Origin of the sequence: Kitasatospora sp. NPDC057940, from assembly GCF_042887425.1 — a bacterium.
In the GTDB taxonomy this organism is placed as follows: Bacteria; Actinomycetota; Actinomycetes; order Streptomycetales; family Streptomycetaceae; genus Kitasatospora.
Genome location: NZ_JBHVPH010000033.1, coordinates 21355 through 48354 on the forward strand (window position 1 = coordinate 21355; position 27000 = coordinate 48354).

General features: G+C 73.3%; 24 protein-coding genes. 7 read left to right on the forward strand and 17 right to left on the reverse strand.

The features are described from left to right. Positions 1–53: 53 nt before the first annotated feature. The 8 genes from ACFVTF_RS33455 to ACFVTF_RS33490 are packed head-to-tail and all read right to left on the reverse strand — an operon-like array spanning position 54 to position 6919. Complete coding sequence (locus ACFVTF_RS33455; RefSeq protein ID WP_387817823.1) at positions 54–2135, reverse strand: NADH-quinone oxidoreductase subunit L; 2082 nt, start codon at positions 2133–2135, stop codon at positions 54–56. Further along, a complete protein-coding gene (gene nuoK, locus ACFVTF_RS33460; protein WP_387817824.1) occupies positions 2132–2503 on the reverse strand; it encodes an NADH-quinone oxidoreductase subunit NuoK in 372 nt (123 codons plus the stop codon). Before nuoK ends, ACFVTF_RS33455 begins: the two co-directional genes overlap by 4 nt. Next, positions 2503–3255 carry an NADH-quinone oxidoreductase subunit J gene (locus ACFVTF_RS33465; protein WP_387817825.1) on the reverse strand — a complete coding sequence of 251 codons (753 nt, stop codon included), beginning with the start codon at positions 3253–3255 and terminating at the stop codon, positions 2503–2505. The genes nuoK and ACFVTF_RS33465 overlap by 1 nt, the downstream gene beginning before the upstream one ends. Continuing rightward, complete coding sequence (locus ACFVTF_RS33470; RefSeq protein WP_371518359.1) at positions 3252–3821, reverse strand: NADH-quinone oxidoreductase subunit I; 570 nt, start codon at positions 3819–3821, stop codon at positions 3252–3254. Before ACFVTF_RS33470 ends, ACFVTF_RS33465 begins: the two co-directional genes overlap by 4 nt. Beyond that, positions 3818–4777, reverse strand: coding sequence for an NADH-quinone oxidoreductase subunit NuoH (gene nuoH / locus ACFVTF_RS33475; protein WP_387817826.1), 960 nt, complete (start codon positions 4775–4777; stop codon positions 3818–3820). Before nuoH ends, ACFVTF_RS33470 begins: the two co-directional genes overlap by 4 nt. Further along, positions 4774–5955 (reverse strand): NADH-quinone oxidoreductase subunit C, encoded by a 1182-nt coding sequence (locus ACFVTF_RS33480; RefSeq protein WP_387817827.1) that lies wholly within the window; start codon positions 5953–5955, stop codon positions 4774–4776. The genes nuoH and ACFVTF_RS33480 overlap by 4 nt, the downstream gene beginning before the upstream one ends. Next, a complete protein-coding gene (locus ACFVTF_RS33485) occupies positions 5952–6587 on the reverse strand; it encodes an NADH-quinone oxidoreductase subunit B (protein ID WP_387817828.1) in 636 nt (211 codons plus the stop codon). The genes ACFVTF_RS33480 and ACFVTF_RS33485 overlap by 4 nt, the downstream gene beginning before the upstream one ends. Then, entirely contained in the window at positions 6578–6919 is a 342-nt protein-coding gene (locus tag ACFVTF_RS33490; RefSeq protein WP_371522778.1) for an NADH-quinone oxidoreductase subunit A, read from the reverse strand. The genes ACFVTF_RS33485 and ACFVTF_RS33490 overlap by 10 nt, the downstream gene beginning before the upstream one ends. A 429-nt stretch (positions 6920–7348) precedes the next feature. On the opposite strand from ACFVTF_RS33490, the gene ACFVTF_RS33495 reads away from it, so the two are divergent. Continuing rightward, positions 7349–8518: a sensor histidine kinase gene (locus ACFVTF_RS33495; protein ID WP_387817851.1), complete on the forward strand. Its 1170-nt coding sequence runs from the start codon at positions 7349–7351 to the stop codon at positions 8516–8518. A gap of 144 nt (positions 8519–8662) precedes the next feature. Here the strand turns inward: ACFVTF_RS33495 and ACFVTF_RS33500 are convergent, their stop codons facing one another. Further along, the gene (locus ACFVTF_RS33500) at positions 8663–9748 is read right to left on the reverse strand and encodes a S1C family serine protease (RefSeq protein ID WP_387817829.1); all 1086 of its coding nucleotides are present in this window, start codon (positions 9746–9748) and stop codon (positions 8663–8665) included. 210 nt (positions 9749–9958) lie between these two features. Here ACFVTF_RS33500 and galE point away from each other — a divergent pair, with 210 nt between their 5' ends. Continuing rightward, complete coding sequence (gene galE / locus ACFVTF_RS33505; RefSeq protein WP_350876964.1) at positions 9959–10945, forward strand: UDP-glucose 4-epimerase GalE; 987 nt, start codon at positions 9959–9961, stop codon at positions 10943–10945. A gap of 49 nt (positions 10946–10994) precedes the next feature. Here the strand turns inward: galE and ACFVTF_RS33510 are convergent, their stop codons facing one another. Continuing rightward, a complete protein-coding gene (locus ACFVTF_RS33510) occupies positions 10995–13406 on the reverse strand; it encodes a PQQ-binding-like beta-propeller repeat protein (protein WP_387817830.1) in 2412 nt (803 codons plus the stop codon). Between the two features lie 436 nt (positions 13407–13842). Here ACFVTF_RS33510 and ACFVTF_RS33515 point away from each other — a divergent pair, with 436 nt between their 5' ends. Continuing rightward, positions 13843–14490 carry a TetR family transcriptional regulator gene (locus tag ACFVTF_RS33515; RefSeq protein WP_030055725.1) on the forward strand — a complete coding sequence of 216 codons (648 nt, stop codon included), beginning with the start codon at positions 13843–13845 and terminating at the stop codon, positions 14488–14490. 233 nt (positions 14491–14723) lie between these two features. Here ACFVTF_RS33515 and ACFVTF_RS33520 read toward each other — a convergent pair whose 3' ends face one another. The 6 genes from ACFVTF_RS33520 to ACFVTF_RS33545 form a co-directional block, all read right to left on the reverse strand. Beyond that, positions 14724–15668 carry a beta-ketoacyl-ACP synthase III gene (locus ACFVTF_RS33520; protein WP_063348894.1) on the reverse strand — a complete coding sequence of 315 codons (945 nt, stop codon included), beginning with the start codon at positions 15666–15668 and terminating at the stop codon, positions 14724–14726. A gap of 263 nt (positions 15669–15931) precedes the next feature. After that, on the reverse strand, positions 15932–17161 hold the full coding sequence (locus ACFVTF_RS33525; protein WP_387817831.1) for a L,D-transpeptidase family protein: 1230 nt from the start codon (positions 17159–17161) through the stop codon (positions 15932–15934). A gap of 111 nt (positions 17162–17272) precedes the next feature. After that, positions 17273–18436 (reverse strand): aminofutalosine synthase MqnE, encoded by a 1164-nt coding sequence (gene mqnE, locus ACFVTF_RS33530; protein WP_063348893.1) that lies wholly within the window; start codon positions 18434–18436, stop codon positions 17273–17275. A 122-nt stretch (positions 18437–18558) separates the two neighbouring features. Beyond that, positions 18559–19566: a threonine/serine dehydratase gene (locus ACFVTF_RS33535; protein ID WP_387817832.1), complete on the reverse strand. Its 1008-nt coding sequence runs from the start codon at positions 19564–19566 to the stop codon at positions 18559–18561. A 3-nt stretch (positions 19567–19569) separates the two neighbouring features. Continuing rightward, the gene (locus ACFVTF_RS33540; RefSeq protein ID WP_063348891.1) at positions 19570–20028 is read right to left on the reverse strand and encodes an Lrp/AsnC family transcriptional regulator; all 459 of its coding nucleotides are present in this window, start codon (positions 20026–20028) and stop codon (positions 19570–19572) included. 119 nt (positions 20029–20147) lie between these two features. Then, the gene (locus ACFVTF_RS33545; RefSeq protein WP_371518348.1) at positions 20148–20822 is read right to left on the reverse strand and encodes a UbiX family flavin prenyltransferase; all 675 of its coding nucleotides are present in this window, start codon (positions 20820–20822) and stop codon (positions 20148–20150) included. A gap of 66 nt (positions 20823–20888) precedes the next feature. On the opposite strand from ACFVTF_RS33545, the gene ACFVTF_RS33550 reads away from it, so the two are divergent. The 3 genes from ACFVTF_RS33550 (at position 20889) to ACFVTF_RS33560 (ending at position 24772) form a co-directional block, all read left to right on the forward strand. Beyond that, positions 20889–21632 carry a cyclase family protein gene (locus ACFVTF_RS33550; RefSeq protein ID WP_063348889.1) on the forward strand — a complete coding sequence of 248 codons (744 nt, stop codon included), beginning with the start codon at positions 20889–20891 and terminating at the stop codon, positions 21630–21632. Between the two features lie 117 nt (positions 21633–21749). Continuing rightward, positions 21750–22460: an MOSC domain-containing protein gene (locus tag ACFVTF_RS33555; RefSeq protein ID WP_387817833.1), complete on the forward strand. Its 711-nt coding sequence runs from the start codon at positions 21750–21752 to the stop codon at positions 22458–22460. Positions 22461–22708: 248 nt separating this feature from the next. Next, the gene (locus tag ACFVTF_RS33560) at positions 22709–24772 is read left to right on the forward strand and encodes a hypothetical protein (protein WP_387817834.1); all 2064 of its coding nucleotides are present in this window, start codon (positions 22709–22711) and stop codon (positions 24770–24772) included. A 106-nt stretch (positions 24773–24878) separates the two neighbouring features. Here the strand turns inward: ACFVTF_RS33560 and ACFVTF_RS33565 are convergent, their stop codons facing one another. Continuing rightward, on the reverse strand, positions 24879–25652 hold the full coding sequence (locus ACFVTF_RS33565) for a TetR/AcrR family transcriptional regulator (protein ID WP_387817835.1): 774 nt from the start codon (positions 25650–25652) through the stop codon (positions 24879–24881). A gap of 102 nt (positions 25653–25754) precedes the next feature. Between ACFVTF_RS33565 and ACFVTF_RS33570 the strand changes: the two genes are divergently transcribed. Continuing rightward, positions 25755–26981, forward strand: a complete 1227-nt coding sequence (locus ACFVTF_RS33570) for an FAD-dependent oxidoreductase (protein WP_371518340.1) — start codon at positions 25755–25757, stop codon at positions 26979–26981. Positions 26982–27000 lie beyond the last annotated feature (19 nt).

Sequence of the window (27000 nt, forward strand, 5' to 3'; positions counted from 1 at the left end):
CTACGGGCGGCGGTCGGAATCGGGGGAACCGGGGAGAGGGGGTACGGCATCCGCTACACCGCCACCAGGACGGCCAGCAGGACGACGCCGGCGAGCAGCGCGCTGAGGTAGGTCTGCGCGTTGCCGGTCTGCGCGAGCCGGACGGCCCGGCCGAGCAGGTTGGCGCCGACCCCGCTGCCGCGCACGTAGGTCTCGACGACCTCGCGGTCGAGGAAGCGGACCAGCCGGGCGGCTGCGGTCACCGGGCGGACGAACACCGCGTGGTACAGCCGGTCGACGCCGAACCCGTGCCGGGCCGGGCCGAACAGCGGGCCGAGCAGGGTGCGCCCGGGGTCGGCGACGATCACCTCGGCGGCCGGGGCTCCGGCCTGCTCGGGCACCCGGCCGGCATCGGCCGGGGCCGGGCGGCCGGTGGCCAGCCGCGCGGTCGCCGAGCGCCAGGCGCCGTACGCCGCGAGCACGCCGACCACGGCGAGCCCGGTGCCGATGACGGCGGTGACGGCCGAGGGGCGCAGCGAGCCGCCGTCCAGCAGCGCGGGCAGCCAGTCCGAGCGCAGCCCGGCGACGCCGAAGCCCATGGTCGGGATCGCCAGCACCCAGAGCGGCCAGCGCATCGCGGGCGGCTCGGCGGTGGCCGGGTCGGCCTCGTCGAGCTCGGGCGAGTACGGCGCGTCCGCCTCGTGCCCGGCCGCGGACGCCACTGCCGGCGCCGCGCCGACCTGGGAGGCTGCGGTCCGCGACGCTGCGGCAGCCTGCGCCCCTTCGGCCTGCGGGCTGTGGAAGCTGACCAGGAAGAGCCGGGTCGCGTACGCGGCGGTGAGCAGCGCGGTGAGTCCGGCGGAGATCAGCACGATCCACCCGGCGGCCTCCGGCACGGCCGAGGCCGGGCCGAGCCCGTTGGTGAGCGCCTCGCCGTTGGCGGCGTGCTCGGCGGCGGTCAGCACCGCCTCCTTGCTGAAGAAGCCGGAGAACGGCGGCAGCCCGACCAGGGCGACGAGCGCGATGCCCATCGTCCAGTAGGCGTCCGGGACGCGCTTGCGCAGCCCGGGGATCCGGGACATCGCGGAGATCGAGTTGGTGTGCGCGGCGTGGATCACCACGCCGGCGGCCAGGAACAGCAGCGCCTTGAAGGCGCCGTGGCTGACCAGGTGGAAGACGGAGGCCTCGCGGTCGCCGGCGGCCAGCGCCCCGGCCATGTAGCCGAGCTGGCCGACGGTGGAGTAGGCGAGCACCCGTTTGAGGTCGTCCTGGGCGAGCGCGCAGAGCGCCGAGCCGATCATCGTCACGGCGGCCATCACGGCCAGTACGACCAGCGCCGCGCCCGACAGCAGGAACACCGGCAGCAGCCGGGCCACCAGGTAGATGCCGGCCGCGACCATGGTGGCGGCGTGGATCAGCGCGGAGACCGGCGTCGGGCCGGCCATGGCGTCCGGGAGCCAGGTGTGCAGCGGGAACTGCGCGCTCTTGCCGGCCACCCCGGCGAGCAGCAGCAGGGCGATCAGCGTCGGGTGGCCGAGCCGCCCGTCGGTCGCGGCGGCCAGCACGTCGGGGATCCGGAAGCTGCCGGCGTCCGCGCCGAGCAGGAAGATCCCGAACAGGAACGGCACGTCGCCGAGCTTGGTGACCAGGAAGGCCTTGAGCGAGGCCGAGCGGGCGTCCTCGGTCTCCCAGTGGTGGCCGATCAGGAAGTACGAGCAGATGCCCATGACCTCCCAGCCGACCAGCAGCACGATCAGGTCGCCCGAGTAGACCACCAGGAACATCGCCGCGGTGAACAGCGAGACCAGCGCGGCGTACGACGGGTAGCGCGGGTCCTTCCTGAGGTACGCGGTCGAGTAGACCTGCACACAGGTGGCGACCAGGCCGACCAGCACGGAGATCAGCGAGCTGAAGCCGTCCAGGTGGAGGGCGAGCGCGATGTCCGGGCCGCCGGTCGGGGTGAGCCGGGTGGCGGCGTCCAGCGCCTGGCCGGTGCCGAGCTGGAGGGCGACGACCAGGGCGAGCACGGCCGAGACGGCGACCGGCACGATGGCCAGCGGCCGGGCCAGGCCGGGCGCCTTCTTGCCGACGGCGAGGGTCGCGGCGGCCCCGAGTGCGGGCAGCGCGGGGACGAGGGCGGGCAGGGCGAGGTTCATGCGGCGGCCTGGCCCTTCAGCGCCTCGGTTCCGGCCGGCGTCTCCTCGGCGAGCGACTCCGCCGGATCGCCGAGCGCGGTGGCCCGGTCGATGTCCGCGGTGCCCCGGGCCCGGAACAGCAGCAGGACGATGGCGAGCCCCAGCCCGACCTCGGCGGCGGCGACGGTGATGGTGAACAGGGTGAGCGCCTGGCCGGCGTGCAGCGAGTCGCGCAGCCAGGTGTCGAAGGCGACCAGGTTGAGGTTGACGGCGTTGAGCATCAGCTCGACGGACATCAGGACCAGGACGGCGTTGCGCCGGGCGAGCACGCCGTACACGCCGACGCTGAACAGCAGCGCGGCGAGGACGACGGGGTAGGCGAGGTGCATCAGCTCTCCTCCGACGCGGACGGCGCGGACGGCCCGGACGGCGCAGCGGGCGCGGACGGCGCAGCCTCTGCGGCCTCTGCGGCCGCCGGGCTCTCCGGCGCCGGCCGGGGCACGGTGGCGGCGACCGTCCCGTTCGAGCCCACCGGCCGGCCGGCCCGCAGCCGGCCCGCCCGGGGCGGCGGCACCCGCCGCTTCGACCCGCGCGACAGCACGATCGCGCCGACCAGCGCCGCCAGCAGCAGCACGGAGAGGGCCTCGAAGGGCAGCACCCAGTGGCGGAACAGGCTCGCCCCGGTGACGGCGGCCGAGCCGCCCCCCGCGCCGAGGTCGATCCAGGAGGTCCGGAAGGCGTCGACGACCAGCGTCACCAGCGTCCCGGCCGAGGCGAGCGCCACGGCCAGGGCCACCCAGCGGTTCTTGGAGTCGGCGTCCGGCGAGCGCCCGATCGGCGCCTTGGTGAGCATCAGCCCGAACAGCACCAGGACGATCACCGAGCCGAGGTAGATCAGCACCTGCACCCAGGCGATGAACTCGGCGGTGAGCAGCAGGAACTCCACCGCCAGCCCGCCCAGCGCGACCACCAGCCAGAGCGCGGCGTGCACCAGCTGCTTGGTGCTGACGGCGACCACGGCCGAGCCGAGCACGGCGATGCCGACCAGCAGGAAGACGATCTCCACCCCGGTCGGGGACAGGAACGAACGGGCGGCCGGCTCCAGCGAGCCGGTCGCCGCGAGCAGGGTGGCGGCGCTCACTGGGCCTCCCCCTCGTCCGAGGCCGCCGAGGCGGCTGCGGCGGCCGCGGCGGCCGCCAGCTTGTCCGCGGCCTTGCGCGCGGTGGTGATCTCCTTGGGCTCCTCGGCCGCCGGGTCCAGCGCCGGCGGCGCGGGGACGGTCCACATCCACTCGCGGAGCTTGTCCCGCTCGTGGGTCAGCTCCAGGATGTCGGTCTCGGCGTACTCGAACTCGGGCGACCAGAACAGCGCGTCGAAGGGGCACACCTCGATGCAGATCCCGCAGTACATGCAGAGCGAGAAGTCGATGGCGAACCGGTCCAGCACGTTGCGGGTGCGGGCCCGCGCGTTCGGCTCGGCGGCCGGCAGCGTCTCCTTGTGGGAGTCGATGTAGATGCACCAGTCCGGGCACTCGCGCGCGCAGAGCATGCACACCGTGCAGTTCTCCTCCAGCAGCGCGATGACGCCGCGCGAACGCGGCGGCAGCACCGGCTGCACGTCGGGGTACTGCGCGGTGACGGTCTTCTTCGTCATCGTCCGCAGGGTCACGGCCAGGCCCTTGGCCAGGCCGGCACCGGGAAAACTCATGAGATCGCCACCTTGATGACGCCGGTCAGGGCCAGCTGGACGAGGGCGAGCGGGATCAGCACGGTCCACGCGAAGCGCATCAGCTGGTCCTCGCGCAGACGCGGGTAGGTGACCCGCAGCCAGATGACCACGAAGGCCAGCGCGAAGGTCTTCAGGATCATCCAGAGCCAGCCGAGCTGGTCCGACAGCGGGCCGTGCCAGCCGCCCAGGAAGAGCACCGCGGTCAGCGCCGACACCACCAGGATGCCCACGTACTCGGACAGCAGGAACAGTGCGAAGCGCAGACCCGTGTACTCGGTGTACGCGCCGAAGATGATCTCCGAGTCGGCGACCGGCATGTCGAACGGCGGGCGCTGGAGCTCGGCCAGACCGGCCGTGAAGAACACGAACGCGCCGATGAGCTGCCAGGGCAGCCAGTACCACTCCCAGGCGTCCACGATCCCGGGCAGCGAGAGCGTCCCGGCGGCCATCGCCACCGAGGCCGCCGCCAGCACCATCGGCAGCTCGTACGACATCAGCTGCGCGGCCGTGCGCAGGCCGCCGAGCAGCGAGAACTTGTTCGCCGAGGCCCAGCCGGCCATCAGCTTGCCGATCACGCCGACGCCCATCACGGCCAGCACGAAGAACAGGCCGGCGTCGATCGCCTGGCCGACGAAGCCGTTCGGGCCGACCGGGATCGCCAGCAGCACGAAGAGGTACGGCAGCAGCGAGACGGCGGGCGCCAGCTGGAAGATCCTGCGGTCCGCCCCGGCCGGGACGATGTCCTCCTTCTGCGCGAACTTCACGCCGTCCGCGACGAGCTGCGCCCAGCCGTGGAAGCCGCCCGCGTACATCGGGCCGAGCCGGCCCTGCATGTGCGCCATGACCTTGTGCTCGGTCTGGCCGATGACCAGCGGGAAGGTGAGGAAGACGACCAGGGTGGCGACGCAGCGCAGCACCGTGTCGAGCAGGTTCACGCGCCGTCTCCGTCCTGGCCGGCCGGTCCGGCCGACGTCTCGTCCTGCTCAGCCGCGGGCACGGCGGGCTTCGCCGGCTCGGCGGACGCCTGCTCCTCGGCAGGCTGCTCCGCGGGCTTCGCGGGCTCGGCCGGTGCCTGTGCCCCGGCGGGCTTCGCGGGCTCGTCGTGCGCGGGCACCGGGTTGTGCCAGGGCGCGTCCGAGGACCGGGTCCGCGGCGACGCCGAGCCCTCGGCCTTCGGTTCGGCGGGCACAGCGGCCTCGGCGGCCGCCGGCTCCGCAGCCTGGCTGACCGATCCGTCGGACACCGACCTGACCCGGCGCGGCCGGTCCGCCCGCACCACGGGCGCCGCCTCACCAGCGGCCGAAGCAGCGGCAGGAGCAGGAGCAGCGGTCGGAGCAGCGGCACCAGCGGCCTCGGCCCCCGCCTGACTCGCCGACCCCTCCGCCACCGTCCTGGTCCGCCGCGGCCGGTCCGCCCGCACCGCCGCACCCTCGGCACCGGCAGCAGCAGCACCGGTCCCAGCACCAGCAGCACCAGCAGCCCGGGGCGTCCGCCCGGCCGCGCCCGCCGCCCGCGCACCGCGCGCGGGCCGCTCGGCGACCGGCGGCAGGGTGCCCTTCAGCGGCCCCCACTCGTTCGGGTCCGGCACCCCGGCCGGCTGCATCTTGCGCCGGGCGGGCCCGTCGCCGTGGTCCGACTCGCCCGGCTCCTTGGCGCCCGGCCAGGCCTTGGCGACCCGGGCCGCGAGCACGAACTCCTTGCGCAGCGGGTACCCCTCGAAGCCGTCCGGCAGCAGCAGGGTGGCGAGGTAGGGGTGTCCGGGGAAGTCGATGCCGAACATCTCGTGGGTCTCGCGCTCGTGCCAGGCGGCGCCCGCGTAGACCGGGACGGCGGTGGGCAGCGCGGCCTTGTCCCGCGGCACCCGGGTGCGCAGCGCCAGGTGGCGCACGCCCGGGGCGTCGGCGGAGGCGAGGTGGGCGACCACGGAGAAGCCCTCGGCCAGTTCGTCGACGGCGCTCAGCCAGTCGAAGTAGCCCAGGCCGAGCGTGTCGCGGGCACTGGTGAGCGCCTCGATCCAGTGCTCGGCGGGGACGTCGACGGTGACCAGCCCGTAAGCCTCGGCGCCGGTCGCCCACTCCCCGACCGACGCCGCGTACTGCTCGGCGGAAGTCACGAGACCCCTCCCTCGGTCGAAGGCCCCGTCACCAGCGGGCGGCGCAGCGCCGCCGCGGGCGCGGTGTAGCGGTCGGGCAGCGACTCGGCGGCGATCTTCTCCTGGAGCTTGAGGATGCCCTGGAGCAGCGCCTCGGGCCGGGGCGGGCAGCCGGGCACGTAGACGTCGACCGGGATGATCTGGTCCACGCCCTTGGTCACCGAGTAGGAGTCCCAGTACGGGCCGCCGGAGTTGGAGCAGGCGCCGAAGGAGATGACGTACTTCGGCTCGGGCATCTGCTCGTAGAGGCGCTTGACGGCGGGCGCCATCTTGTCGGTCACCGTCCCCGAGACGATCATCAGGTCGGCCTGACGGGGTCCGGGCGCGAACGGAATGACACCCATCCGGATGAAGTCGTGTTTGGCCATGGACGCGGCGATGAACTCGATCGCGCAGCAGGCCAGGCCGAAGTTGAAGCACCAGAGGCTGTAGCGGCGGCCCCAGTTGAGCACGATCTTGACCGGGTCGGGCGCGAGCCGGGCCAGCGGACCGATGCCACGGCGCTCGACGGCGCCGGGGCGCGACGGGTCAGGGAGGCCGAGCGGGACCGGGCCGTCCTGGGCGCCGTGCGAGTGGGAGTGCGTCACGTCCATTCCAGAACGCCCTTCTTCCAGGCGTAGAGCAGGCCGACCGCGAGGAAGCCGATGAAGAGGAACATCTCGATCAGCGTTCCGGCGCCGTACCCGGCGGTGGCGAAGACCGTCGCCCACGGGAACAGGTAGATCGCGTCGACCGCGAAGATCACGTACAGGAAGGCGTACACGTAGTAGCGGATCTGGGTGTGCGCCCAGTCCTCGCCCACCGGGTCCACCCCGCACTCGTAGGCGAGGAGTTTCTCGGGCGAGTAGACCACCGGCCGCAGCAGCCGGTTGGCGGTGAACGCCACGGCGACGAAGAGCACCCCGACGACGGCCAGCAGGCCCATCGCGGCGTACGCGTCGAAGTAGCCGCCGCCGACCGCCGGGTCGGCCGCGACGGCAGCCGCATGCTGCCCCTCCATGCCTTCGCCCTCCACCTCGGCCGTGAACAACCCCTCAAGGCAGTTCTACGACGTTTCCTCGCACGGTCATAACCATGGCCAATGCGTGAGTCTAAGGGGACGGCTCCGCTCCGCCCGAACCCTGCCCGCTCCGCAAGACGTCCGGTGGACACTCCCGCGAGCACCGGGCAGTGGCCCGACGACCAGGACGGGGGTAGGGATAACCCCCGTCCGGGAAGATGTATCACCCCCATGGCATCTTCCGCCCCGGGTTCGGGAAGCTTGGTCCACCAGCTCGACCAAGAGGGACGGTAGATCCAGATGAAGCCGCTGCACCGCCGCACCGTGGACGCCATCAAGGAGCAGGACGCTCAGATGGTCCGCCCGCCGCTGTACGGCGCACAGATGTGGCGGCAGGTCGGCCAGCTGCTGCTCAACCTGCCGCTCGGCGTCGCCGGCTTCTCGCTCACCGCCATCACGCTCTCGGCCGGTCTGGGGATGTCGATCACCGTGGTCGGCCTGCCGCTGCTGGCCGGCGGGCTGGCCGTCTCCCGCGCCCTGGGCGGGCTGGGCCGCTGGCGGGCCCGGGCCGCGTACGACTCCGCGATCCACGAGCCGGAGCCGGTGCAGCAGCGCCGGCCGGGGGTGGTGGGCTTCACCATCGCCCACCTGACCGACCTGCTGAACTGGCGATCGGCGCTCTACAACGTGCTGATGCTGCCCTGGGGCATCCTGAGCTTCACGGTGACCCTGGTCGCGGTCACCGTGATGTGGCCGGTGCTGCCCTGGGTGATCCGGGCGCTGGCGGCGATCGACCGGATCCTGGTCGAGTCGCTGCTCTTCCCGGGCGCCCTGGCCGAGCGGGTGCGCGAGCTGGAGGACGACCGCGGCATGGTGGTCGACACCGCCGCCGCCGACCTGCGCCGGATCGAGCGCGACCTGCACGACGGCGCCCAGGCCCGCCTGGTCGCGCTGGCCATGGACCTGGGCATGGCCAAGGAGCGGCTGCGCGAGGTCGAGACCGAGGACGACGTGGCGGCCGCCACGAAGATGGTCGACAACGCGCACGGCGAGGTGAAGCTGGCCCTCCAGGAGCTGCGCGACCTGGCCCGGGGCATCCACCCGGCGGTGCTCACCGACCGCGGCCTGGACGCGGCCCTGTCCTCGGTCGCCGCCCGCTGCACCGTCCCCGGCGGGGTCAAGGTGAACGTCGACCTGAAGGGGCCGGACGGCCAGCCCGAGCGCCCGGACTCGGCGGTCGAGGGCATCGCGTACTTCACCGTCAGCGAGCTGCTGACCAACGTCTCCAAGCACGCCGGCGCCCGCACCGCCTCGGTCGACGTCTGGCGCTCCGACAACCAGCTGATGGTGCTGGTCCAGGACGACGGCAAGGGCGGCGCCGCCCCCTACCCGGGCAGCGGCCTGGCCGGGCTGACCGAGCGGATCCGCGCGGTGGACGGGGTGCTCCTGGTACAGAGCCCGGAGGGCGGCCCGAGCAGCATCACCGTCGAACTGCCCTGGCGCACCCGCACCGCCCGCCGCTGAGCAGGAGCGCGGCACGGCGCTGAGCCGGAGCGCGGCACGGCGCCGGGACCTCGTCGAGGCAGTGACGAGGTCCCGGCGCCGTTCCGGTGGGGCGGCCGGTCCGCGGAGCCCTTGCGCGGCGTGCGGCCCGGCCGGACGGGGTCCTCAGGGGCTCTCCAGGGTGCCGAGGGTGACGTCGGCGGTCCGACTGTTGCCGTCCCTGGTGTAGGTGACGGTGGCCTTGTCGCCCGGGGTGAGCGAGGCGAGCGCGGTGGTGAGCGCGTTCAGCGAGTCGACCGCGGCGTCCCCGATCTTGGTGATCACGTCGCCGGCCTGCATCCCCGCCGAGGCGGCCGGGCCGCCTGCGGTGACCGCCACGATGACCGCGCCGGCGGGCTTGAACTGCTGGTCGAAGCTGGTCCGGGCGGTGATACCGAGCGCGGCCCGGCCGGAGTTGGTGACCTTGCCCTGCTTGATCAGCTGGTCGGTGATGTTGGTGATGGTGGACGCCGGGATGGCGAAGCCGATGCCGGGCGCGGCCGCGCCGTTGGCCTCGGGTTCCGTCGCCGCGAGCGTGTTGATGCCGATCACCTGGCTGTCCAGGTTGACCAGCGCGCCGCCGCTGTTGCCCGGGTTGATCGCGGCCGAGGTCTGCACCATGTTGCCGATGGTGGCGCCGGGCGAGCCGCCGCCCCTGGGTTCGGAGACGGTCCGTCCGGTGGCCGAGACGATGCCCTGGGTGACGCTGCTGGAGAGGCCGAGCGGGCTGCCCATGGCGAGGGTGATCTGGCCGAGCTGGACCTTGCCGGAGTCCCCGAAGACGGCCGGCTTGAGGCCGCTCGGCGGGCTGCTCAGCTTGATCACCGCGAGGTCGGTGTCGGGGTAGCTGCCGACCAGGGTGGCGTCCAGCGACCTGGTGCTGTTGGCGAGGGTGACGGTGAAGGTGGTCGCAGTGCCCACCACGTGGGCGTTGGTGACGATGTCGCCCTTGTCGTCGTAGACGATCCCGGAGCCGAGGCTGTCGCCGGTGGTGATCTGCACCACCGAGGGCAGCACGTCGGCGATGACCCGCTGGTAGTCGTCCTGCAACTGGTTCCCGTCGGCCGACCGCGCGGGGGCCGACGAGGCCGGCCTGGCCGAGCCGGAGTCCGACGGGGAGCCCGCGGCCTGCGAGGCGGACGAGGAGGAGCCGCTGCTGCACCCGGCCAGCGCCAGCGCGGCCAGCACGGCCACCACGCCGGGCACGAGCAAACGGCCGTGGACCGTCCTGGGTCCGGTCGGCCGGGGCCCGGCCGGCAGGGGGCGGGCGTGTTCCTTCTTTCGGCTCACCTTGGCTGCCTCCGATTCGTCACCACGCTGGGAACACGGAAATCTTTGTCAGCATTTCACCGATTTGTCCGATTTGACGGCTCGACTCGCCCGGCACTCACCCCGGAAACCCGAACACCCTAGAATCGGCCCATGACTTGGTTGATCACCGGCGGTGCCGGATACATCGGCGGGCACGTCGTCCGCCAGCTGCTCGACGCCGGTGAGCGCGTCGCCGTCCTGGACGACCTCAGCACCGGCGACGCCTCCCGCCTGCCGGAGGGCGTCGCCCTGGTCGAGGGCTCCACCCTGGACCGGGCCGTCCTGGACGCCGCCATCCGCGAGCACGCGATCGAGGGCATCCTGCACTTCGCCGCCAAGAAGCAGGTCGGCGAGTCCGTCGAGCAGCCGTTCTTCTACTACCGGGAGAACATGATCGGCCTGCAGACCGTCCTGGAGGCCGCCGCCGAGGGCGGGGTCAAGCGCTTCCTCTTCTCCTCCTCCGCCGCCGTCTACGGCATGCCGGACGTCGACCTGGTCACCGAGTCGACCCCGTGCGCCCCGATGAGCCCGTACGGCGAGACCAAGCTGGCCGGCGAGTGGCTGGTCGCCGCGGCCGGGAAGGCCCACGGCATCTCCACCGTGGCGCTGCGCTACTTCAACGTGGCCGGCGCGGCCTCCCCGGAGCTGTCCGACACCGGGGTCTTCAACCTGATCCCGATGGTCTTCGAGCGGCTCACCGCCGGCGAGGCCCCGCGGGTCTTCGGCGACGACTACCCGACCCAGGACGGCAGCTGCGTCCGCGACTTCATCCACGTCTCCGACATCGCCTCGGCCCACGTCGCCGCCGCCAAGCGGCTGGCCGCCGACCCGGCCGGCGAGACCTCGCTGGTGCTCAACATCGGCCGCGGTGAGGGCGTCAGCGTCAAGGAGATGCTGGAGGTGATCGGCAAGGTCACCGGCTACGACACCACCCCCGAGGTGACCCCGCGCCGCGCCGGCGACCCCGCGCGGGTGGTGGCCTCGGCCGACCTGATCCGCCGCGAGCTGGGCTGGGGCGCCCGCCACGACGTGGCGGAGATGGTGGCCTCCGCGTGGGACGGCTGGTGCAGCCGCCACCCCGGGGCCCGCAAGGCCTGACCGGACGCGTCCGACGGCGGCGGGGCGCCCGCCCCGCCGCCGCGCCGGCTCAGCGCGCCGGGACGGCCGTGCCGTAGAAGGCGTCCAGCGCGTACACGCAGCGGTCCTTGGAGCCGACGAAGACCCGGCCGCCGACCGCGACCGGCGAGCCGGTCAGCTCGCCCTTGGTGCCGAGCTCCCAGCGCAGCTGACCGCTCGCCAGGTCCAGGGTGTGCAGCGAGTGGTCCCGACTGCCCAGGTGCACCAGGCCGTCGGCCACCGCCGGGGAGCCGACGATCTCGCCGCGCGCCGTGTAGCGCCAGCGCTCCCGGCCGCTCGCCGCCTCGAAGGCGTACAGCACCCCGCCGCTGCCGACCAGCACCATGCCGTCCCCGACCACCACCGGCTCGGCGCCCTGGCGGTTGCCGGTGACCCCGCGCCAGCGGTCCCGGCCGGTGGCCGCGTCCAGCGCGTACACCGTCCCGAGGTAGTCGGCCACGTAGACCGCGTCGGCGTCCAGCGCGGGCGGGGTGAACAGCACCACCGGGGCCTCGAAGCGCCAGCGCTCGGCCCCGCTGGCCGCGTCCAGCGCGTACACCCGGGAGCCGGCCGTCACGTACAGCACGCCGCCGCGCTCGACCGGGTGCGAGGGCACGTCCTCGCCGACCGGGAAGGACCAGCGCAGGCCGGCCCCGCGCGGGTCGATGCAGCGCAGCCGCCCGGCCCCGTAGTAGTAGGCCGCGCCGGCCACCAGGACCGGCCCGGACTGCGGGTTCTCGTAGTCCTGCTGAGCGTCGTCGGCCCGCCACAGCTCGGCGCCGCTGGCGGCCGAGCGCAGCTGGACGCCGCCGCCGCGGACGCCGCAGCACAGCACCCCGTCGGCGGCGGAGAGCGAGTAGACCCAGCCGTCCAGTGAGGTGCGCCAGCGCTCGGTGCCGTCCGCGACGTCCACGGTGTACAGGTGCGGGCCGTCGGCCGCGTGCACCCGGCCGGCGTCCACCGCGAGCGCCCAGGCGACGTCCCGGGTCTTGTAGCGCCGCTCGCCGGAGGCGATGTCCAGCGCGTGCACCTCGAAGCTGGAGACGAAGAGCGTGCCGTCGGCGACCACGGGGGTGCCCCAGACGTCGTTGGACATCCGGAACCGCCAGGGGCGCCAGCGGGCGGCCGGCACCGGCGGCGGGGTGACCCGGCGGACCCAGTCGGTCTCCGCCGGGGCGGTGCCCGGGCCGGACTGCTCGTGCTCGGCCCGCGGCCCGGGGCCTATCCGCACCGAGGCTCCGGACAGCCGCACCTCGACGGCCCCGCCGCCGCCCGGCGCGCGGTGCTTGTTGGGGGAGGCGATCTTCGCGGTCGGGATCTCGCCGTCGGACACCGGGCCCCGCCGCGGCCCCGTGTGCACCGGCCCGGACGGCGGCGGCGCGTGCCCCCCGCCCGGGTGGGTGCGCGGGTCGTCCAGGACGGGGCGCTGCACCGGGACCGGCTGGTGCGGCTGCGGCGGCTGGTGGGGCTGGAGCGGGCCGGCGGGCGGCGGCCCGGCGGGGGGCGGCGGCGCGCCGGCCGGCAGCTGGACGGCCCGGGGCGGCGCGCTCGGGCGGCGCCCGCGCTTGCGCTCGATCAGCTCCAGCGCGTTCACGGGGAGCCAGTCGCCGACCTCGCCGGCGGCGTCGTCCCGGGAGAACAGGTGCGGGGCCAGTTCGGCCTGGATCTGCGCCGGGCTGGGCCGGTGCTCGGGCGAGGGCCGCATGCAGGCGCGGACCAGGTCCATCAGCTCGCGCGGCATCCCGGACAGGTCCGGCTCCTCGCGCAGCAGCTGGAACACCGTCTCGACCGGGTTGGAGCCGCCGAAGGGCGGGTGCCCGGTCGCGCAGAACACCATCAGCGAGCCGAGCGAGAAGACGTCGCTGGCGCCCCGGACGTTACGGCTGTCCTTGGCCTGCTCGGGGGACATGTAGGCGGGGGTGCCGACCGCGACGTTGGTCATGGTGAGCCGGGTGCTGGAGACGCCGGAGGCGATGCCGAAGTCGATCACCTTCGGGCCGTCCTCGACCACCAGCACGTTGGAGGGCTTGAGGTCCCGGTGGATCAGCCCGGCCGCGTGGATGGACTGCAGCGCCTCGGCGATGCCCGCGATCAGCCAGCGGGTGGCGTCCACCGGCAGCGGACCGCACTCCTCGACCAGGTCCTCCAGGGAGGGGGCCGGGATGTACGCGGTGGCCAGCCAGGGCACCCGGGCGTCCGCGTCGGCGTCCACCACGGCCGCGGTGTAGAAACCGCCGACCGTCTTGGCCGCCTCGATCTCGCGGGCGAAGCGGACGCGGAACAGCTCGTCCTCGGCCAGTTCCGCCCGGACGGTCTTGATGGCCACCCGCCGGCCGGAGGCGGAGCGCGCCAGGTAGACCAGCCCCATCCCACCCGCGCCGAGCCGCCCCAGCACCTCGAAGGGCCCGATCCGCCTCGGATCGTGCGCCGTCAGCTGGTCCACTCCGCTGCCACCTCCCCGTTTTCCGCACCCGCCGCGTGGTGCCGGACCCGATTCTCCAATGCCGCCCGGCGCATCTCCAACCTCCCCCGCCCAGAGCCGACGGCGGCCCCGGGAGCGCCGCCGTCCGGCCGGTGATGACGGAACGGCCGGATTCTGACGCCCGTTCCGGCCGCGGTTTGCACCCGGACGTCCTGACCCTCCACTTCGGCGCCGATCTTTCGGCGCCGCCCGTCGTCACGCTCTGTCACTCGACCACCCCTCAGCGGACTCGCCGTCACGCTGTGGGGTCAAAAGCACACGGGGGGGCTTCAACGACACCTGCGGAGCGCGGTGAATATCCGTCCGAAGTGGTTCATGCCCCTATAGCAACCCCCCGTGCGGAGTAATAGTCGCATCACCGAATCGCGCCAAGATCGTGCCACGGTAAGCTGACGGCATGACAGGACAAGTTCGCACCGTCGACGGTCGCGTCGCCGGGCGACGCGGACAGGAAACGCGGCAGAAGCTGCTCGACTGCCTCCGCGAGATGCTCAGCACGTCGCCGTACCGGGACGTCAAGGTCATCGACGTCGCCCGTATGGCGGGTACCTCCCCCGCGACCTTCTACCAGTACTTCCCGGATGTCGAGGGCGCTGTCCTCGAAATCGCCGAGGAAATGGCCAAGGACGCCGACACCCTCAAAGAGCTGGTGGCCGGAAAGTCCTGGGCAGGGAAGTCCGGTCCGACCACTTCGGAAGAACTGGTCGACGGATTCCTCGCCTTCTGGCGCAAGAACGACGCCATTCTCCGAGTGGTCACGCTCGGTGCCGCCGAAGGGGACAAGCGGTTCTTCAAGATCCGCATGACGGTCCTCAACGCGGTCGCCAAGCCGCTCGCGGAGGCCGTCAAGGAACTCCAGGCGAAGGGCCAGGCCGACAAGTCGCTCGACCCGAACGCCGTCGCCGGGGCCCTGGTCTCGCTGCTCGCCTCGGCGGCCGAGCACCAGAAGGCCTTCACCTCCTGGGGCGTCAAGGTCAAGGACCTCAAGCCCAACCTCGCTCCCCTGGTGTACCTGGGCGTCACCGGCAAGAAGCCGCCCAAGTAGACCATCCGCTCAACCGACCATCCGCTCCGCGCGCAGCCCCGGCCTCCTGTCCGGGGTACGACGGACGGCGGCCGTGTCCTCGGGGGAGGTCCGCCGACGTACCGCACGCGCGCCAGACATGCCGGTGGGCGGGCACCCCTCACACAGGGTGCCCGCCCACCGGCATGTTCACGTTCCGGCCCCTCAGGGGCCCTAAGGGGCCCCAGGGGCCCCGTACGCCCGGCTCCGCGCCGTCAGGGGCAGCGGACCACCTGGCCGGCGTAGGCGAGCCCGCCGCCGAAGCCGAAGAGCAGGACCGGGTCGCCCGGGGACAGCTCGCCGCGTTCGACCAGCTTGGAGAAGGCCAGCGGGATCGAGGCGGCCGAGGTGTTGCCGGAGTCGACCACGTCCCGGGCCACCACCGCGTCGGTGAGGCCCAGCTTGGCGGCGATCGAGTCGATGATCCGCAGGTTGGCCTGGTGCGGCACGAAGCCCTTCAGCTCCGACGGGTCGATCCCGGCCTGCTCGCAGGCCCGGCGGGCCAGCGGGGCGAGCTGGGTGGTGGCCCAGCGGAACACCGACTGGCCCTGCTGGCTGATCACCGGGTCCCAGCCGGTGATCACCACGGCGTCGCCCTTCTCCGGCTCGGAGCCCCAGACCACCGGGCCGATGCCGGGCTCGGCGCCGTCCTCCTGGGCCTCGACCACCGCGGCGCCGGCGCCGTCGCCGAAGATCACGCAGGTGGTGCGGTCGGTCCAGTCCAGCGTGTCGGACATCCGCTCGGCGCCGATCACCAGCGCGCGGCGGGCCGCGCCGGCCCGGATCGCGTGGTCGGCGGTGGCCAGGGCGTACGAGAAGCCGGAGCAGACCGTGTTGATGTCGTACGCGGCGGGCGCCCGGACGCCGAGCCGGGCGGCCACGGCGGCGGCGGTGTTGGGGCTGCGCTCGATCGCGGTGCAGGTGGCGACCACGATCAGGTCGATCTCGTCGGCCGTCCGACCGCTCTTGGCGAGCGCCTTCTGCGCGGCCTCGGTGGCGAGGTCGACCAGGGTCTCGCCCTCGGCGATGTGCCGGGTTCTGACCCCCACCCGGCTACGGATCCACTCGTCGTTGGTGTCGACGAGCGCCTCCAGGTCGTCGTTGGAGAGGACCTTGGGGGGCTGGTAGTGGCCGAGTGCCACAATGCGCGAACCGCTCATAGTGCCATGGAACCGGGTTACCCACTGGTCAGCTGGGCGCGCCCGGCTACAGGATCCGCCCCCGCGATCTGTAGGAGCCCGACAAGGGGCGTTGCGGCGACTGGCCTCCGGGCGCGCCGGGATCGACGCCGGGGCGGACGAGGGGGCGGGCACCGCCGCCGTTGACGGGCCCCGCACCGCCCGGAACGCCGCGCGGACGCCGCCGCAACGCCGGTGTCGGGCCGGGGGCGGGCCAGGGTCGGGGTGGGGTCGGAACGCCGGGGTCAGGCGGCCAGCGAGGTGGCGTCGCCCATCACGATCACCGGGTGGGCCGCCGGGTCCAGGGTGCGGATCAGCTCGGCCATCTTGTCCTCGGGGATCGAGACGCAGCCGTGGGTGGGGCCGTCGTGGTCGACGTGGATCCAGATCCCGCCGCCCTTCTTCGCCCCCATCGGGCGGCGCGGGTCCAGCGGGGAGTTTCCGGGCACCCGGTTGTAGTTGATCGCGACCACGTAGTCGAAGGAACCGGCCAGCTGGTCGCCGAAGAAGCCCGTCCCGGAGACCACGAAGCTCGGGTCCTTGTCGTACGGGAGCTTGCTGCCCGGGTCGGCCTTGCGGCCGCCCGCGTCGGTGAGCGCGAAGACGCCGATCGGGCTGCGCAGGTCGCCCTCGTTGTGGTCGGCGGTCCAGCCGTTGTTGCCGTTGTGGCCCTGCCAGGTCTCGCCGGCCAGCCAGCGGCCCTCGGGGGTGCGGGTCCAGAGCGTGACGGTGTTCTTGTTGCCGTTCTTGTCCTGGCCGGAGGCGAGCACCACCTGGGTGGTCTCGGCGGGGATCTTCGCGACGAAGTCGGCGCCGAGGCCGGGTATCGCGGCGACCGAGCCGTCCGAACGGACCTGGCTGCGGGCTGCGGCCGGGGTCTGGGCCTGCCGGTCGGCGGCGGCCCGGGCGGCGGGCGCCGGCTGGTCGGGCGTGCTGACGCCCTCCGGGCCGGGGCCGTCGGCGGCCGCGGCGACGGGCTTGGCGTCGTCCTGGCCGACGGTGTACCAGCCGGCGGTGGCCGCGACCAGCAGCGCGGTGCCGGCCATCACCGCCTTGCCGTGGCGCTTCTTCTTCGCCTTCCGGCGGTGCCCCCGGGCGGCCGCCCGGGCACCCACGGGCGCCGCGACGGGCAGGGGCGCGGGCTGCCGGACGGGCTCCGGCTCGAACGCGTACACCGGTTCGGCGTCGTACACGGACCCGGCGTCGTACGCCGGGTCGGGGACGTACGCGGGCTCGGGGGCGTACACCGGCTCGGGCCCGGCGGCGTACGACTGGGACGGCTGGAACGGCTGCTCGTACGCCTCGAAGTACCCGTCAGGGGCCTGCGGGGGCTGCCCGTACTCGCCGTAGTGGTCCTGCCGGACGGGCTGCTGGTACGCCTCTCCCGCCCCGTACGGCTGCTGCGGCACCCCGTACACCGGCTCCGGTATCGGCTCGTACGACGGGTACGTGGTGGCGCGATGAGAACCGGACATACCGCCGATCCTGCCAAACGGTGTACCGGTTGGTAAACCCGGGGCAGGTGCGGGGGCGGTGAAGAAACGCCGCCGCCCGGGCCGGGGCCCGGGCGGCGGGGAGGTCGAGGGTCAGAGGCGCATGGCCTGCGGGGCCTCGCGGCGCCCCAGGTCCGGGCCCTCGTACTCGCGGATGATCTCGTAGCGGGTGTTGCGCTCGACCGGGCGGAAGCCGGCGTCGCGGATCAGGTCGAGCAGGTCGTCGCGGCCCAGCTTGTTCGGGGTGCCGAAGTTGTCCGCGTCGTGGGTGATCTTGTACTCGACCACCGAGCCGTCCATGTCGTCCGCGCCGTGGCTGAGCGCCAGCTGAGCGGTGGTGACGCCGTGCATCACCCAGAAGACCTTGACGTGCGGGACGTTGTCGAAGAGCAGCCGGGAGACCGCGAAGGTCTTCAGCGCCTCGGCGCCGGTGGCCATCTCGGTGCGGGCCATCAGCTTGTTGCGCACGACGCCGTCCTTGGAGTCGTGGAAGTCGTGCTGGTAGCGCAGCGGGATGAAGACCTGGAAGCCGCCGGTCTCGTCCTGCAGCTCACGCAGCCGCAGCACGTGGTCCACCCGGTGGCGGGGCTCCTCGATGTGGCCGTACAGCATGGTGGCCGGCGTCTTGAGGCCCTTGCTGTGGGCGAGGCGGTGGATCCGCGACCAGTCCTCCCAGTGGGTGTCGTGGTCGACGATGTGCTGGCGGACCTCCCAGTCGAAGATCTCCGCGCCGCCGCCGGTCAGCGACTCCAGGCCGGCGTCGATCAGCTCGTCCAGGATCTCGTCGGCGGGCAGGCCGCTGATCTTCTCGAACCAGTGGATCTCGGTGGCGGTGAAGGCCTTCAGCGAGACGTTCGGCAGGGCCGCCTTGAGCTCCCGCAGCGAGCGCGGGTAGTAGCGCCAGGGCAGGGTCGGGTGCAGACCGTTGACGATGTGCAGCTCGGTGAGGGAGTCGACCTCCATCGCCTTGGCGAGCCGGACGGCCTCCTCGATGCGCATCGTGTAGGCGTCCTTCTCGCCCGGCTTGCGCTGGAACGAGCAGTACGCGCAGGACGCGCTGCACACGTTGGTCATGTTGAGGTGGCGGTTGACGTTGAAGTGGACGACGTCGCCGTTCTTCCGCGTCCGCACGTGGTGGGCCAGACCGCCCAGCCAGGCCAGGTCGTCGCTCTCGTAGAGCGCGATCCCGTCCTCGCGGGTCAGCCGCTCACCCGCGTAGACCTTCGCCTCCAGCTCGCGCTTCAGCCCTGCGTCCATGCGGTGCCCCGCCTCCTCCGACTTCGATTCCTTGCCGGACCCGAGCGTACGTCACTCGTCCGCTCGCCTCCGGACCGCTCCGACCCGGTGCCGACACTCCTCGCTCCGGCGCTCCTGCGTCGCTAGTCGCTCGTCGCTTTCGGCACCGGCGCGCCCTTCGGCTCGGGACGGTCCGACAGCAGCTCGGCGAGCAGTGCGGGGTCGATGTTGCCACCACTGACCACGGCCGCGATCGTCCGGCCCCCGGTCTCGGCGGCGCGGTGGAAGTAGGCCGCCGGGGCGACCGCGCCGGAGGGCTCGGCGACCAGCCGGCCGCGACGGGCCAGCAGGGCGACGGTGGCGCGGATCTCGTCCTCGGTGACGGTGACGATGTCGTCCACGTACGCGGTCAGGTGCTCGAAGGGCAGCTCGCCGACCGACGGGGTGCGCAGCCCGTCCGCGATGGTCCGGTAGGTGTCGGCGACCGGCCAGGCCAGCCGGCGGCCGGCCCGGAAGCTGGCCTGCGCGTCGGCGGCGAGCTCCGGTTCCACGCCGATCACCCGGATGCCCGGGCGGGTGAGCTTGAGCGCGGCCGCCGTCCCGGAGATCAGGCCGCCGCCGCTGACCGGCACCAGGACGGTGTCCAGCCCGGCCGGGGCGTCCTCGGCGATCTCCAGGCCGACCGTGCCCTGGCCCGCGATGATGAACGGGTCGTCGTACGGCGGCACCCAGACGTAGCCGTGCCGCTCGGCCAGCTCGGCGGGCAGGGTGTCCCGCTCCTCCGGCGGCACCAGGACGACCTCGGCGCCGAACCCCCGGGTGGACTCCACCTTCACGGCCGGCGAGGTGTCCGGCATCACGATGACGGCCTTGATGCCGAGCAGCGCCGCCGCGTACGCCACCGCCTGCGCGTGGTTGCCGCTCGACTGGGCGACCACGCCGCGGGCCCGCTCGGCCTCGGTGAGCGCGGCCAGCCGGTTGTACGCGCCGCGGGTCTTGAAGGCCCCGGTCGGTTGGAGGTTCTCGGGCTTCAGCCAGAGCCGGCGCTCCCCCTCGTCCGCCCACGGGGCGGGAACCAGCGGGGTGCGCACGGCCACCCCCGCGATCCGCTGCCGAGCGGCGCGCAGCTCCTCCAGACCGACCAGTGCCATCCGTCACTCTCCTTCGGGAGGGAGTTCGCTCACCCGGTTCTCCCACTTCGTGGAGAGTACGACGGTGGTGCGGGTGCGGGCCACGCCTTTCGTGCCCGAGATCCGCTTGACCACCGACTCCAGGCCCGCCACGTCGGCCACCCGGACCTTGAGCATGTAGGAGTCGTCACCCGCGATGAACCAGCAGTCCTCGACCTCGTTGAGGTCCTTGAGCCGGTGCGCGACGTCCTCGTGATCGGCGGCGTCGGTCAGCTGAAGGCCGATCAGGGCCGTGACGCCGAAGCCGAGCGAGGCCGGGTTGACCGTCGCGCGGTAGCCGGTGATGACGCCGGCCTGCTCCAGTCGGTTGATCCGGTCCGTGACGCTCGGGCCGGAGAGTCCGACCAGTCGGCCCAGCTCGGCGTAGGACGCGCGGCCGTTCTCCCGGAGCGCCTGGATGAGTTGTCTGTCCACCGTGTCCATATACCGTCCGCGTCCTTCCGAACCTCACCAGACCCACAGATCATTATCCGGATTCCAAGGCGCCATGCGCGGAACAACCCGGATATCGCAGAGAAGATACTCTCCCGCCCCAGGCCTCCTCACTCCCCCTCAGTCGACACGCTGCCGTTCTCGTCGGCCCGGCGGACCGCCGCCCCCAACTCCCCTTCCCAGCGCAGGTACAGGGAATGCGGGACGCCGACCGCGTCCAGCACCCGGCCGGCCACGAAGTCGACGAGTTCCCGCACGGTCGAGCCGCCGGCGTAGAAACCGGGCGAGGCGGGGACGACGACGGCGCCCTGCGCGTCGAGCTCCACCAGGTGCTTCAACGTCACCCCGTTGAGTGGCGTCTCGCGCACGCACACGACCAGCGGGCGGCGCTCCTTGAGGGTGACGCTGGCCACCCGCTGCAGCAGGTCCTTGCTCAGGCCTAGCGCGATCCCGGCCACCGCGCCGGTGGTCGCGGGCACCACCAGCATGCCCTTGGCCGGGTACGAGCCGCTGGACGGGCCGGCCGCGAAGTCCCCGGCGGGCCAGTAGCGGACGTCGTCCAGGCCCTCGTCGGAGCCCAGCCAGGCGGCCAGGTCGGCGCGCCAGTGGGCGTCCCGGAAGGAGATGCCGGTCTCGTCGAGGATGGTGAGCCGGGCGGCTCGGCTGACGATCAGGTCCACCGGCTCCCCGGCGGCGAGCAGCGCCCGGATCACCGAGGCGGCGTACGGCGTCCCCGACGCACCAGAGACCCCGACCACCCACGGCTGACGCTTCACTGTTCCCATGTCCCATTTCTATCCGGACTCACCCGGTCGGGCCTCATCCGCGGGCTCCCCTGGAAGGATGGGGGCATGGCAGCGACCCTCGTCGACCTCACCCATCAGGTGACCACCGCGATGCCGGTCTACCCCGGCGATCCGGCCGTCCTGTTGGAGCCCGCGCTCACCACCGCCACCGCCGGGGTGAACGTGCTGGCCCTGCACCTCGGCTCGCAGTCCGGGACGCACGTGGACGCGCCGTACCACGTGGACGTCACCTGGCCGACCCTGGACGGGCTGCCGCTGGAGCGGTTCACCGGCCCCGCGGTGCTCGCCGACCTGCGCGGGCTGGAGCCCCGGGCCGCCGTCACCCCCGAGCTGCTCGCGCCCGCCCTGGCGCGCGTCGGCGAGGGGTCCGTCCTGCTGCTCGCCACCGGCTGGGCCCGGCACTGGGGCACCGACGCCTACCTCGCCCACCCCAGCCTGACCGCGGCCGCCGCCGAGGCGATCGTCGCCGCCGGGGTGCGGACCGTCGGGGTGGACGCGCTGAGCGTCGACCCCACCCCCGACCCGGGCCCGGGCGACCCGGCGGTCGCCGCGCTGCTCGCGGACCTCACCGACGAGCACGACCAGCCCGGGGCCGACGAGCCGACCCTCGCCGCGCACCGGGTGCTGCTGGGGGCGCCCGGCGGCGGGGTGATCGCCGAGAACCTGACCGATCTGCGGGCGCTGCTGGACGCCCAGGAGGCCGGGCGGCCGGTCGAGGTGTCGCTGTTCCCGCTGCGGCTGGCGGCGGCGGACGGTGCGCCGGTCCGGGCGGTGGCGCGGCTGGGCTGAGGCGTGTCGTCGGCGTGCAAGCGGGCGTCCGAGGACACACCCCGGGCCGTTCCGGCCAGTCACCGCACGGGACTTGGTCTAGACCATCCCCCGGCGCCGCCGCTACGCTGTCCGCCCATGGCAGAGATCATCGGAGTGATCGAGCGACTCTGGCGCTACCCCGTGAAGTCCACCGGCGGCGAACGGCTCGACTCCGTCGAGGTGGACGAGCGCGGCCTGGCCGGCGACCGCCTCTACGCCGTCCGCGACGCGGACGGCAAGCTCGGCTCGGGCAAGAACACCCGCCGCTTCCGCCGGATGGACGGCCTGCTCCGCCTCTCCGCCCGCCTCGGCCACCGGATAGACGGCCCCGAGCTGTTCGACCCGCTCGGCCGCCCGGTCACCGACCCGGCCGCGTTCCTGCGCGCCTACCTCCAGCGCGAGGACGTCGAACTCGCCCGCGAGGACGCCGTCTCCCACTTCGACCAGCTGCCGGTCAGCGTGCTCACCACCGCCACCCTGGACTGGGTCCGCGAGGCCGCCCCCTTCACGGTGGTCGACGAGCGCCGGTTCCGCCCCAACATCCTGCTGCGGACTCCCCCCGGCACCCCGCCCTTCGTCGAGGACGACTGGTTCGGCCGGGAGGGCCACGGCGGCACCGGCGCCCGCCTCGCCTTCGTCCGCTCCAGCGAGCGCTGCGCGATGACCGGCGCCCCGCAGCCTGGGCTGCCACACGCCCCCGAGATCCTCAAGGCGATCGTGCACGCCCACGACGGCCGGCTCGACGCCCTCGCCGAGGTCGCCGCCCCCGGGCGGCTGAGCGTGGGCGACGAGCTCGCGCTGCACTGAGACCGACGGGAGCTGCGGAGAAGAACCGCAGGTCAGAGCGGTCTCGGAGATTCTCGAAAAAACTTTTGGATCAGCTGCAACCCCAGCGGCCGTCGCACGTCTATGTCAGTGAGAGGCGGGGAAGCCCGCCGAACCCGGACCGCGAGAGGCGCTGGGGGCGACGCCCTCGAACTTCGGGTCCGACTTCAACCACATGCACCGGCCGGCGGCTGAAATGCCGACGGCAGAACACCCTGGGGGGTATTTCCATGCCTGCTGTCCGCGCCCGTCGCTCCCGCTCCACCGTCCTCACCGCCGCCACCCTCGGCGTGCTGCTGGCCACCGGCGCGGTCCTGTCCTCCCCGGCCGCGTACGCCGCCCAGGCCCCGACCGCGGCCACCGCCCCCGCCGCGCCGACCGCCCAGGCCACGGCCGACAAGCCCGCGCTGAAGGTCAACGCGCCGGCGACGGTCGGCCGCGGCGGACAGCCGGTCGAGTTCACCGAGACCATCACGAACCCCGGCACCACCGAGGCCTCCTTCACCCTGAAGATCGGCACGAGCGGCGCGGGCCCCATCGCGACGCACGCCATCAAGGTCGACTACCGCGACGCGGACGGCACCTGGAAGCCCGTCGCCGACACCGTTCCCGGCCTGACCGTCGCCGCCGGCGCCACCAGGACCGTCCAGCTGCGCCTCACCACGGAGCTCGCCGCCTACTGGTCCAACCAGGACTCGACCGTCACGCTCAGCTCCGCCGTCCTCGACGCGACCGGCACCACCGTCCTCGCCGAGAGCACCGACCAGGTCGCGGCCAAGGCCATCACCCTTCAGGTCAAGGACGCGCCGACCACCGCCGTCGCCGGCGGCGCCCCGGTCGAGTTCGACGTCACCGTCAACAACCCCAGCGCCTCCCGCTACACCAGCGTCGACAAGGTCGTGGAGGCGGACAAGCACAGCACGCTCCAGGTGCGGAAGGCCGACGGCAGCTGGGAGAACATCACCGGCACCCCCAGCAGCCAGCCGGGCTCCGACCGGGTCACGTACCACCTCACCGACGACAGGACCATCGCCGCCGGCAGCAGCGACACCCGGCACGTCCGCTTCGCCTTCACCGCCGACGCCCCGCTCGGCACGGCCTACATCCACCCGTGGGCGATGCTCGACCAGGGCGCCGGGGCCATGCAGGCGATCGTCGGCCCCCAGTTCGTCGCGATCGACGTCACCGCCGCCCCGGCCACCCCCGCTCTGGGCGCCACCAAGCCGGCGCTGACCATCCAGGAGCCGTCCTCGATCGGGTTCGGCGGCGAGCCCGTCGAGTTCTCCGAGACCGTCACCAACCCGGGCACCGCCGAGGCGCCGTGCACCCTGAAGCTCAACGTCAGCAACGTGCACGCCCGGGTGCACGACGCGTTCGCCATCGAGTACCGCGACGCCGACGGCACCTGGAAGCCGGTCGAGCTGACCTTCAAGCAGAGCGACAAGACCTTCGACTTCAGCGGCAAGGTCGCCGGCCTGACCGTCCCCGCCGGCGCCACCAAGACCTTCCAGCTGCGGCTCGCCGCCGTGGGCAACAACGACGCGAGCGGCTACAACCAGCCGACCAAGCTCTACTCCGCCGCCGTCGACCCGGCGGCCGAGGACACCGTGCTCGCCGAGGACACCAAGGACGTCGCGGTGAAGTCGCTGGCCGTCCAGCTCAAGAACGCGCCGACCACCGCCGTCGTCGGCGGCGCCCCGGTCGAGTTCGACGTCGCCGTCAACAACCCCAGCGCCTCCCGGTTCGGCAAGCTCGCCACCATCCTGTGGGCCGACCCGCACAGCACCCTGGAGCTGCAGAAGGCCGACGGCGCCTGGGAGACCGTGCCCGGCACCCCGGGCCCCCAGTCCGGCGGCCCCGTCCGCTACCTCATCAGCGGCGAAGGCCTCACCGCAGGCGCGACCATCACCAAGCACGTCCGCCTCGCCTACACCGCCGAGGCCCCGCTCGGCCAGACCGCCGTCAACCCGTCCGCCCACATCAACGAGGGCACCGCCCACGCCGCCAGCGCGGGCCCGCAGGGCACCGCGATCCAGCTCACCGCCGCGCCCGCCGACACCTCCGGCATCGGCACCGGCCCCGCCATCCGGACCACCTACACCACCGGCACCGCCGACGAGACCGACACCGCCGCCACCACGGGCACCACCGGCACCGTCGGCACCCAGCTGGCGGGCGGCCAGCTCGCCCACACCGGGTCGGACGGCGTCATCAAGACCGCGGCGGGCGCCGCCGCCCTGCTCGTCAGCGGCATCGGCGCGCTCTTCGTCGCGCGCCGCCGCCGCAGCGCCTGACCGCCCCCGTCCGAGCCCCGGCTCCCCGGCTTCGCCCGGCGAGCCGGGGCTCGGCGTTTTCCGGGAGGTGCGCCCCGGAAACGGATCAGGCAGTCTCCCGGCCCCGCTACGGCAGGGCGACCGCCCGCAGGTAGGTCTCGGCGAAGAGGTCGATGGACTCCTCCAGCGAGGGCAGCCCGGCGCCGAAGGCCGGTTCAAGGACCGGCCGCAGCAGGATGTGGTTGACCAGCGGGCCGAACAGCAGCTGGGCCAGCACCGGGAGCGGCAGCGGACGCAGCCGTCCGGCCTCGATGTACGGCAGCAGCAGCCGGCCGAGGCCGTCGAACAGCCGCGGCAGGTGGGCCGCCATCATCCGGGAGGCGGGGCCGTCCGGGCGGGCGAACAGGTCGGCGAAGACCGCCGGCATGACCCGGGGCCGGCGGTCGAAGGCCGCGGCGAAGGCGCGGTGGAGCGCCCGGACGGTGTCCTCCAGGCACTCCGGCGGGTTCGCGGCGAGCGCTTCCAGGTCCGGCAGCGGGCCGTACTGGAGGAAGACGGCGGTGAGCAGGCCGTCCCGGCCCTCGAAGACGGTGTGCAGGCTGGGCAGCGAGCACTCGGCGCGGTCCGCCACGGCGTCCAGGGTGACCCCGCCCAGGCCGCGTTCGGCCACCAGCCCGGCCGCCGCCGCGATCGCGCGCTCCCGTACCGGCGGCCGTCCGCCCGGGTCGACGCCCGCCTGTCGGACCGCCTCGTCCAGCGGTGCCCGGCAGCCGCCGAGCCTGCGCAGCAGGGTGCTGCGGGAGATGCCGGCCGTCGCGGCGATCGCCGTCAGCGGGACGTCCGCGACGTCCTGGCCCCGGTCCTTCGCCGCCGCGAGGGCGGCCGCCACCAGATCCTTCATGTGAAGCAGCATACTACTTGACACCTGAGACAGTTCCAGAGACTCTGTAAATGCAAGTTCCACACGGAAGGTGATCAACCGAGCACAGCAAGGGAGAGAGCCATGAGCGTCGTGATCTCCGGGGGCGGACCGGCCGGAATGATGTTGGGCCTGCTGCTGGCCCGGGCGGGTGTCGAGGTGACCGTGCTGGAGAAGCACGGGGACTTCCTGCGGGACTTCCGCGGCGACACCGTCCACGCCTCCACCGTGCGACTGATGGACGAACTCGGCCTCGGCCGGAAGTTCGCCGCACTGCCGCAGAGCCGGCTCGGCAACCTGGTGGTGCCGGTGCCCGGCGTCGGCCAGGTCCCGCTGAGCGCCTACGACCGGCTGCCCGCGCCGTACAACTACATCGCGATGATGCCGCAGTGGGACCTGCTCAACTTCCTGGTCGAGGAAGCCCGGCAGGAACCCACCTTCACCCTGCGGATGAACACCGAGGCCACCGGGCTGATCCAGGAGAACGGCCGGGTGGCCGGCGTGCGCTACCGCACCCGGGACGGCGAGCAGGGCGAGCTCCGCGCCGACCTCACCGTCGGCACCGACGGCCGGCACTCCACCCTGCGCAAGGCGGCCGGGCTGGTGGCCGAGGAGTACCCGGTGCCCTTCGACGTCTGGTGGTTCCGGCTGCCCCGGCACGCGGAGGAGCAGGCCGCGCCGCCCAGCCTCGTCGCCGGCTTCGGCAACGGCGAACTGGCCCTCAGCATCGCCCGCGACGGCTACTTCCAGATCGCCTACTTCAAGCCCAAGGGCTCCGACCCGCAGCTCCGCGCCGAGGGCGTGGAACGCTTCCGCGAGCGGATCGCCCGGCTGCTGCCCCAGTACGCCGACCGCGTCGACCAGTTGGCGGGCATGGACGACGTCCACATGCTCGACGCCCGGCTCAACCGGCTGGACCGCTGGTACACCGACGGACTGCTGCTGATCGGCGACGCCGCCCACGCGATGTCCCCGGCCGGCGGGGTGGGCATCAACCTCGCCATCCAGGACGCCGTCGCGGCCGCCACGCTGCTCGCCGAGCCGCTGCTGCGCGGCCGCCCGACCACCGCCGCGCTCGCCCGGGTGCAGCAGCGGCGGCAGATGCCGACCGTGGTCATCCAGCGGCTGCAACGGATCCTGCACGGCGTGATGTTCGTCCCGGCGCTCACCGGCCGGCGGTCCGGCCCGCCGATGGGATTCGCCGCGCTCGTCCGCCACGTCCCGGCGGTCCGGCTGGGCATCTCCCGCCTGATCGCCTTCGGCCCCCGCCCCGAACACGCCCCGGCCTTCGCCCGGCGCCCCACGGCCTAGCCGGCCGCCGTACAGGTCG

Excerpts from the sequence above, each read along its gene's own strand:
- ACFVTF_RS33540 (WP_063348891.1), bottom strand. The coding sequence starts at position 20,028 with ATGGACACGGTGGACAGACAACTCATCCAGGCGCTCCGGGAGAACGGC.
- ACFVTF_RS33545 (WP_371518348.1), bottom strand. The coding sequence starts at position 20,822 with ATGGGAACAGTGAAGCGTCAGCCGTGGGTGGTCGGGGTCTCTGGTGCG.
- ACFVTF_RS33520 (WP_063348894.1), bottom strand. The coding sequence starts at position 15,668 with ATGAGCGGTTCGCGCATTGTGGCACTCGGCCACTACCAGCCCCCCAAG.
- ACFVTF_RS33560 (WP_387817834.1), top strand. The coding sequence starts at position 22,709 with ATGCCTGCTGTCCGCGCCCGTCGCTCCCGCTCCACCGTCCTCACCGCC.
- ACFVTF_RS33565 (WP_387817835.1), bottom strand. The coding sequence starts at position 25,652 with ATGAAGGATCTGGTGGCGGCCGCCCTCGCGGCGGCGAAGGACCGGGGC.
- ACFVTF_RS33485 (WP_387817828.1), bottom strand. The coding sequence starts at position 6,587 with ATGGACGTGACGCACTCCCACTCGCACGGCGCCCAGGACGGCCCGGTC.
- ACFVTF_RS33570 (WP_371518340.1), top strand. The coding sequence starts at position 25,755 with ATGAGCGTCGTGATCTCCGGGGGCGGACCGGCCGGAATGATGTTGGGC.
- ACFVTF_RS33470 (WP_371518359.1), bottom strand. The coding sequence starts at position 3,821 with ATGAGTTTTCCCGGTGCCGGCCTGGCCAAGGGCCTGGCCGTGACCCTG.
- galE (WP_350876964.1), top strand. The coding sequence starts at position 9,959 with ATGACTTGGTTGATCACCGGCGGTGCCGGATACATCGGCGGGCACGTC.
- ACFVTF_RS33495 (WP_387817851.1), top strand. The coding sequence starts at position 7,349 with ATGGTCCGCCCGCCGCTGTACGGCGCACAGATGTGGCGGCAGGTCGGC.
- nuoK (WP_387817824.1), bottom strand. The coding sequence starts at position 2,503 with ATGCACCTCGCCTACCCCGTCGTCCTCGCCGCGCTGCTGTTCAGCGTC.
- ACFVTF_RS33535 (WP_387817832.1), bottom strand. The coding sequence starts at position 19,566 with ATGGCACTGGTCGGTCTGGAGGAGCTGCGCGCCGCTCGGCAGCGGATC.
- ACFVTF_RS33555 (WP_387817833.1), top strand. The coding sequence starts at position 21,750 with ATGGCAGAGATCATCGGAGTGATCGAGCGACTCTGGCGCTACCCCGTG.
- ACFVTF_RS33550 (WP_063348889.1), top strand. The coding sequence starts at position 20,889 with ATGGCAGCGACCCTCGTCGACCTCACCCATCAGGTGACCACCGCGATG.
- mqnE (WP_063348893.1), bottom strand. The coding sequence starts at position 18,436 with ATGGACGCAGGGCTGAAGCGCGAGCTGGAGGCGAAGGTCTACGCGGGT.
- ACFVTF_RS33490 (WP_371522778.1), bottom strand. The coding sequence starts at position 6,919 with ATGGGCCTGCTGGCCGTCGTCGGGGTGCTCTTCGTCGCCGTGGCGTTC.
- ACFVTF_RS33455 (WP_387817823.1), bottom strand. The coding sequence starts at position 2,135 with ATGAACCTCGCCCTGCCCGCCCTCGTCCCCGCGCTGCCCGCACTCGGG.
- ACFVTF_RS33515 (WP_030055725.1), top strand. The coding sequence starts at position 13,843 with ATGACAGGACAAGTTCGCACCGTCGACGGTCGCGTCGCCGGGCGACGC.
- ACFVTF_RS33525 (WP_387817831.1), bottom strand. The coding sequence starts at position 17,161 with ATGTCCGGTTCTCATCGCGCCACCACGTACCCGTCGTACGAGCCGATA.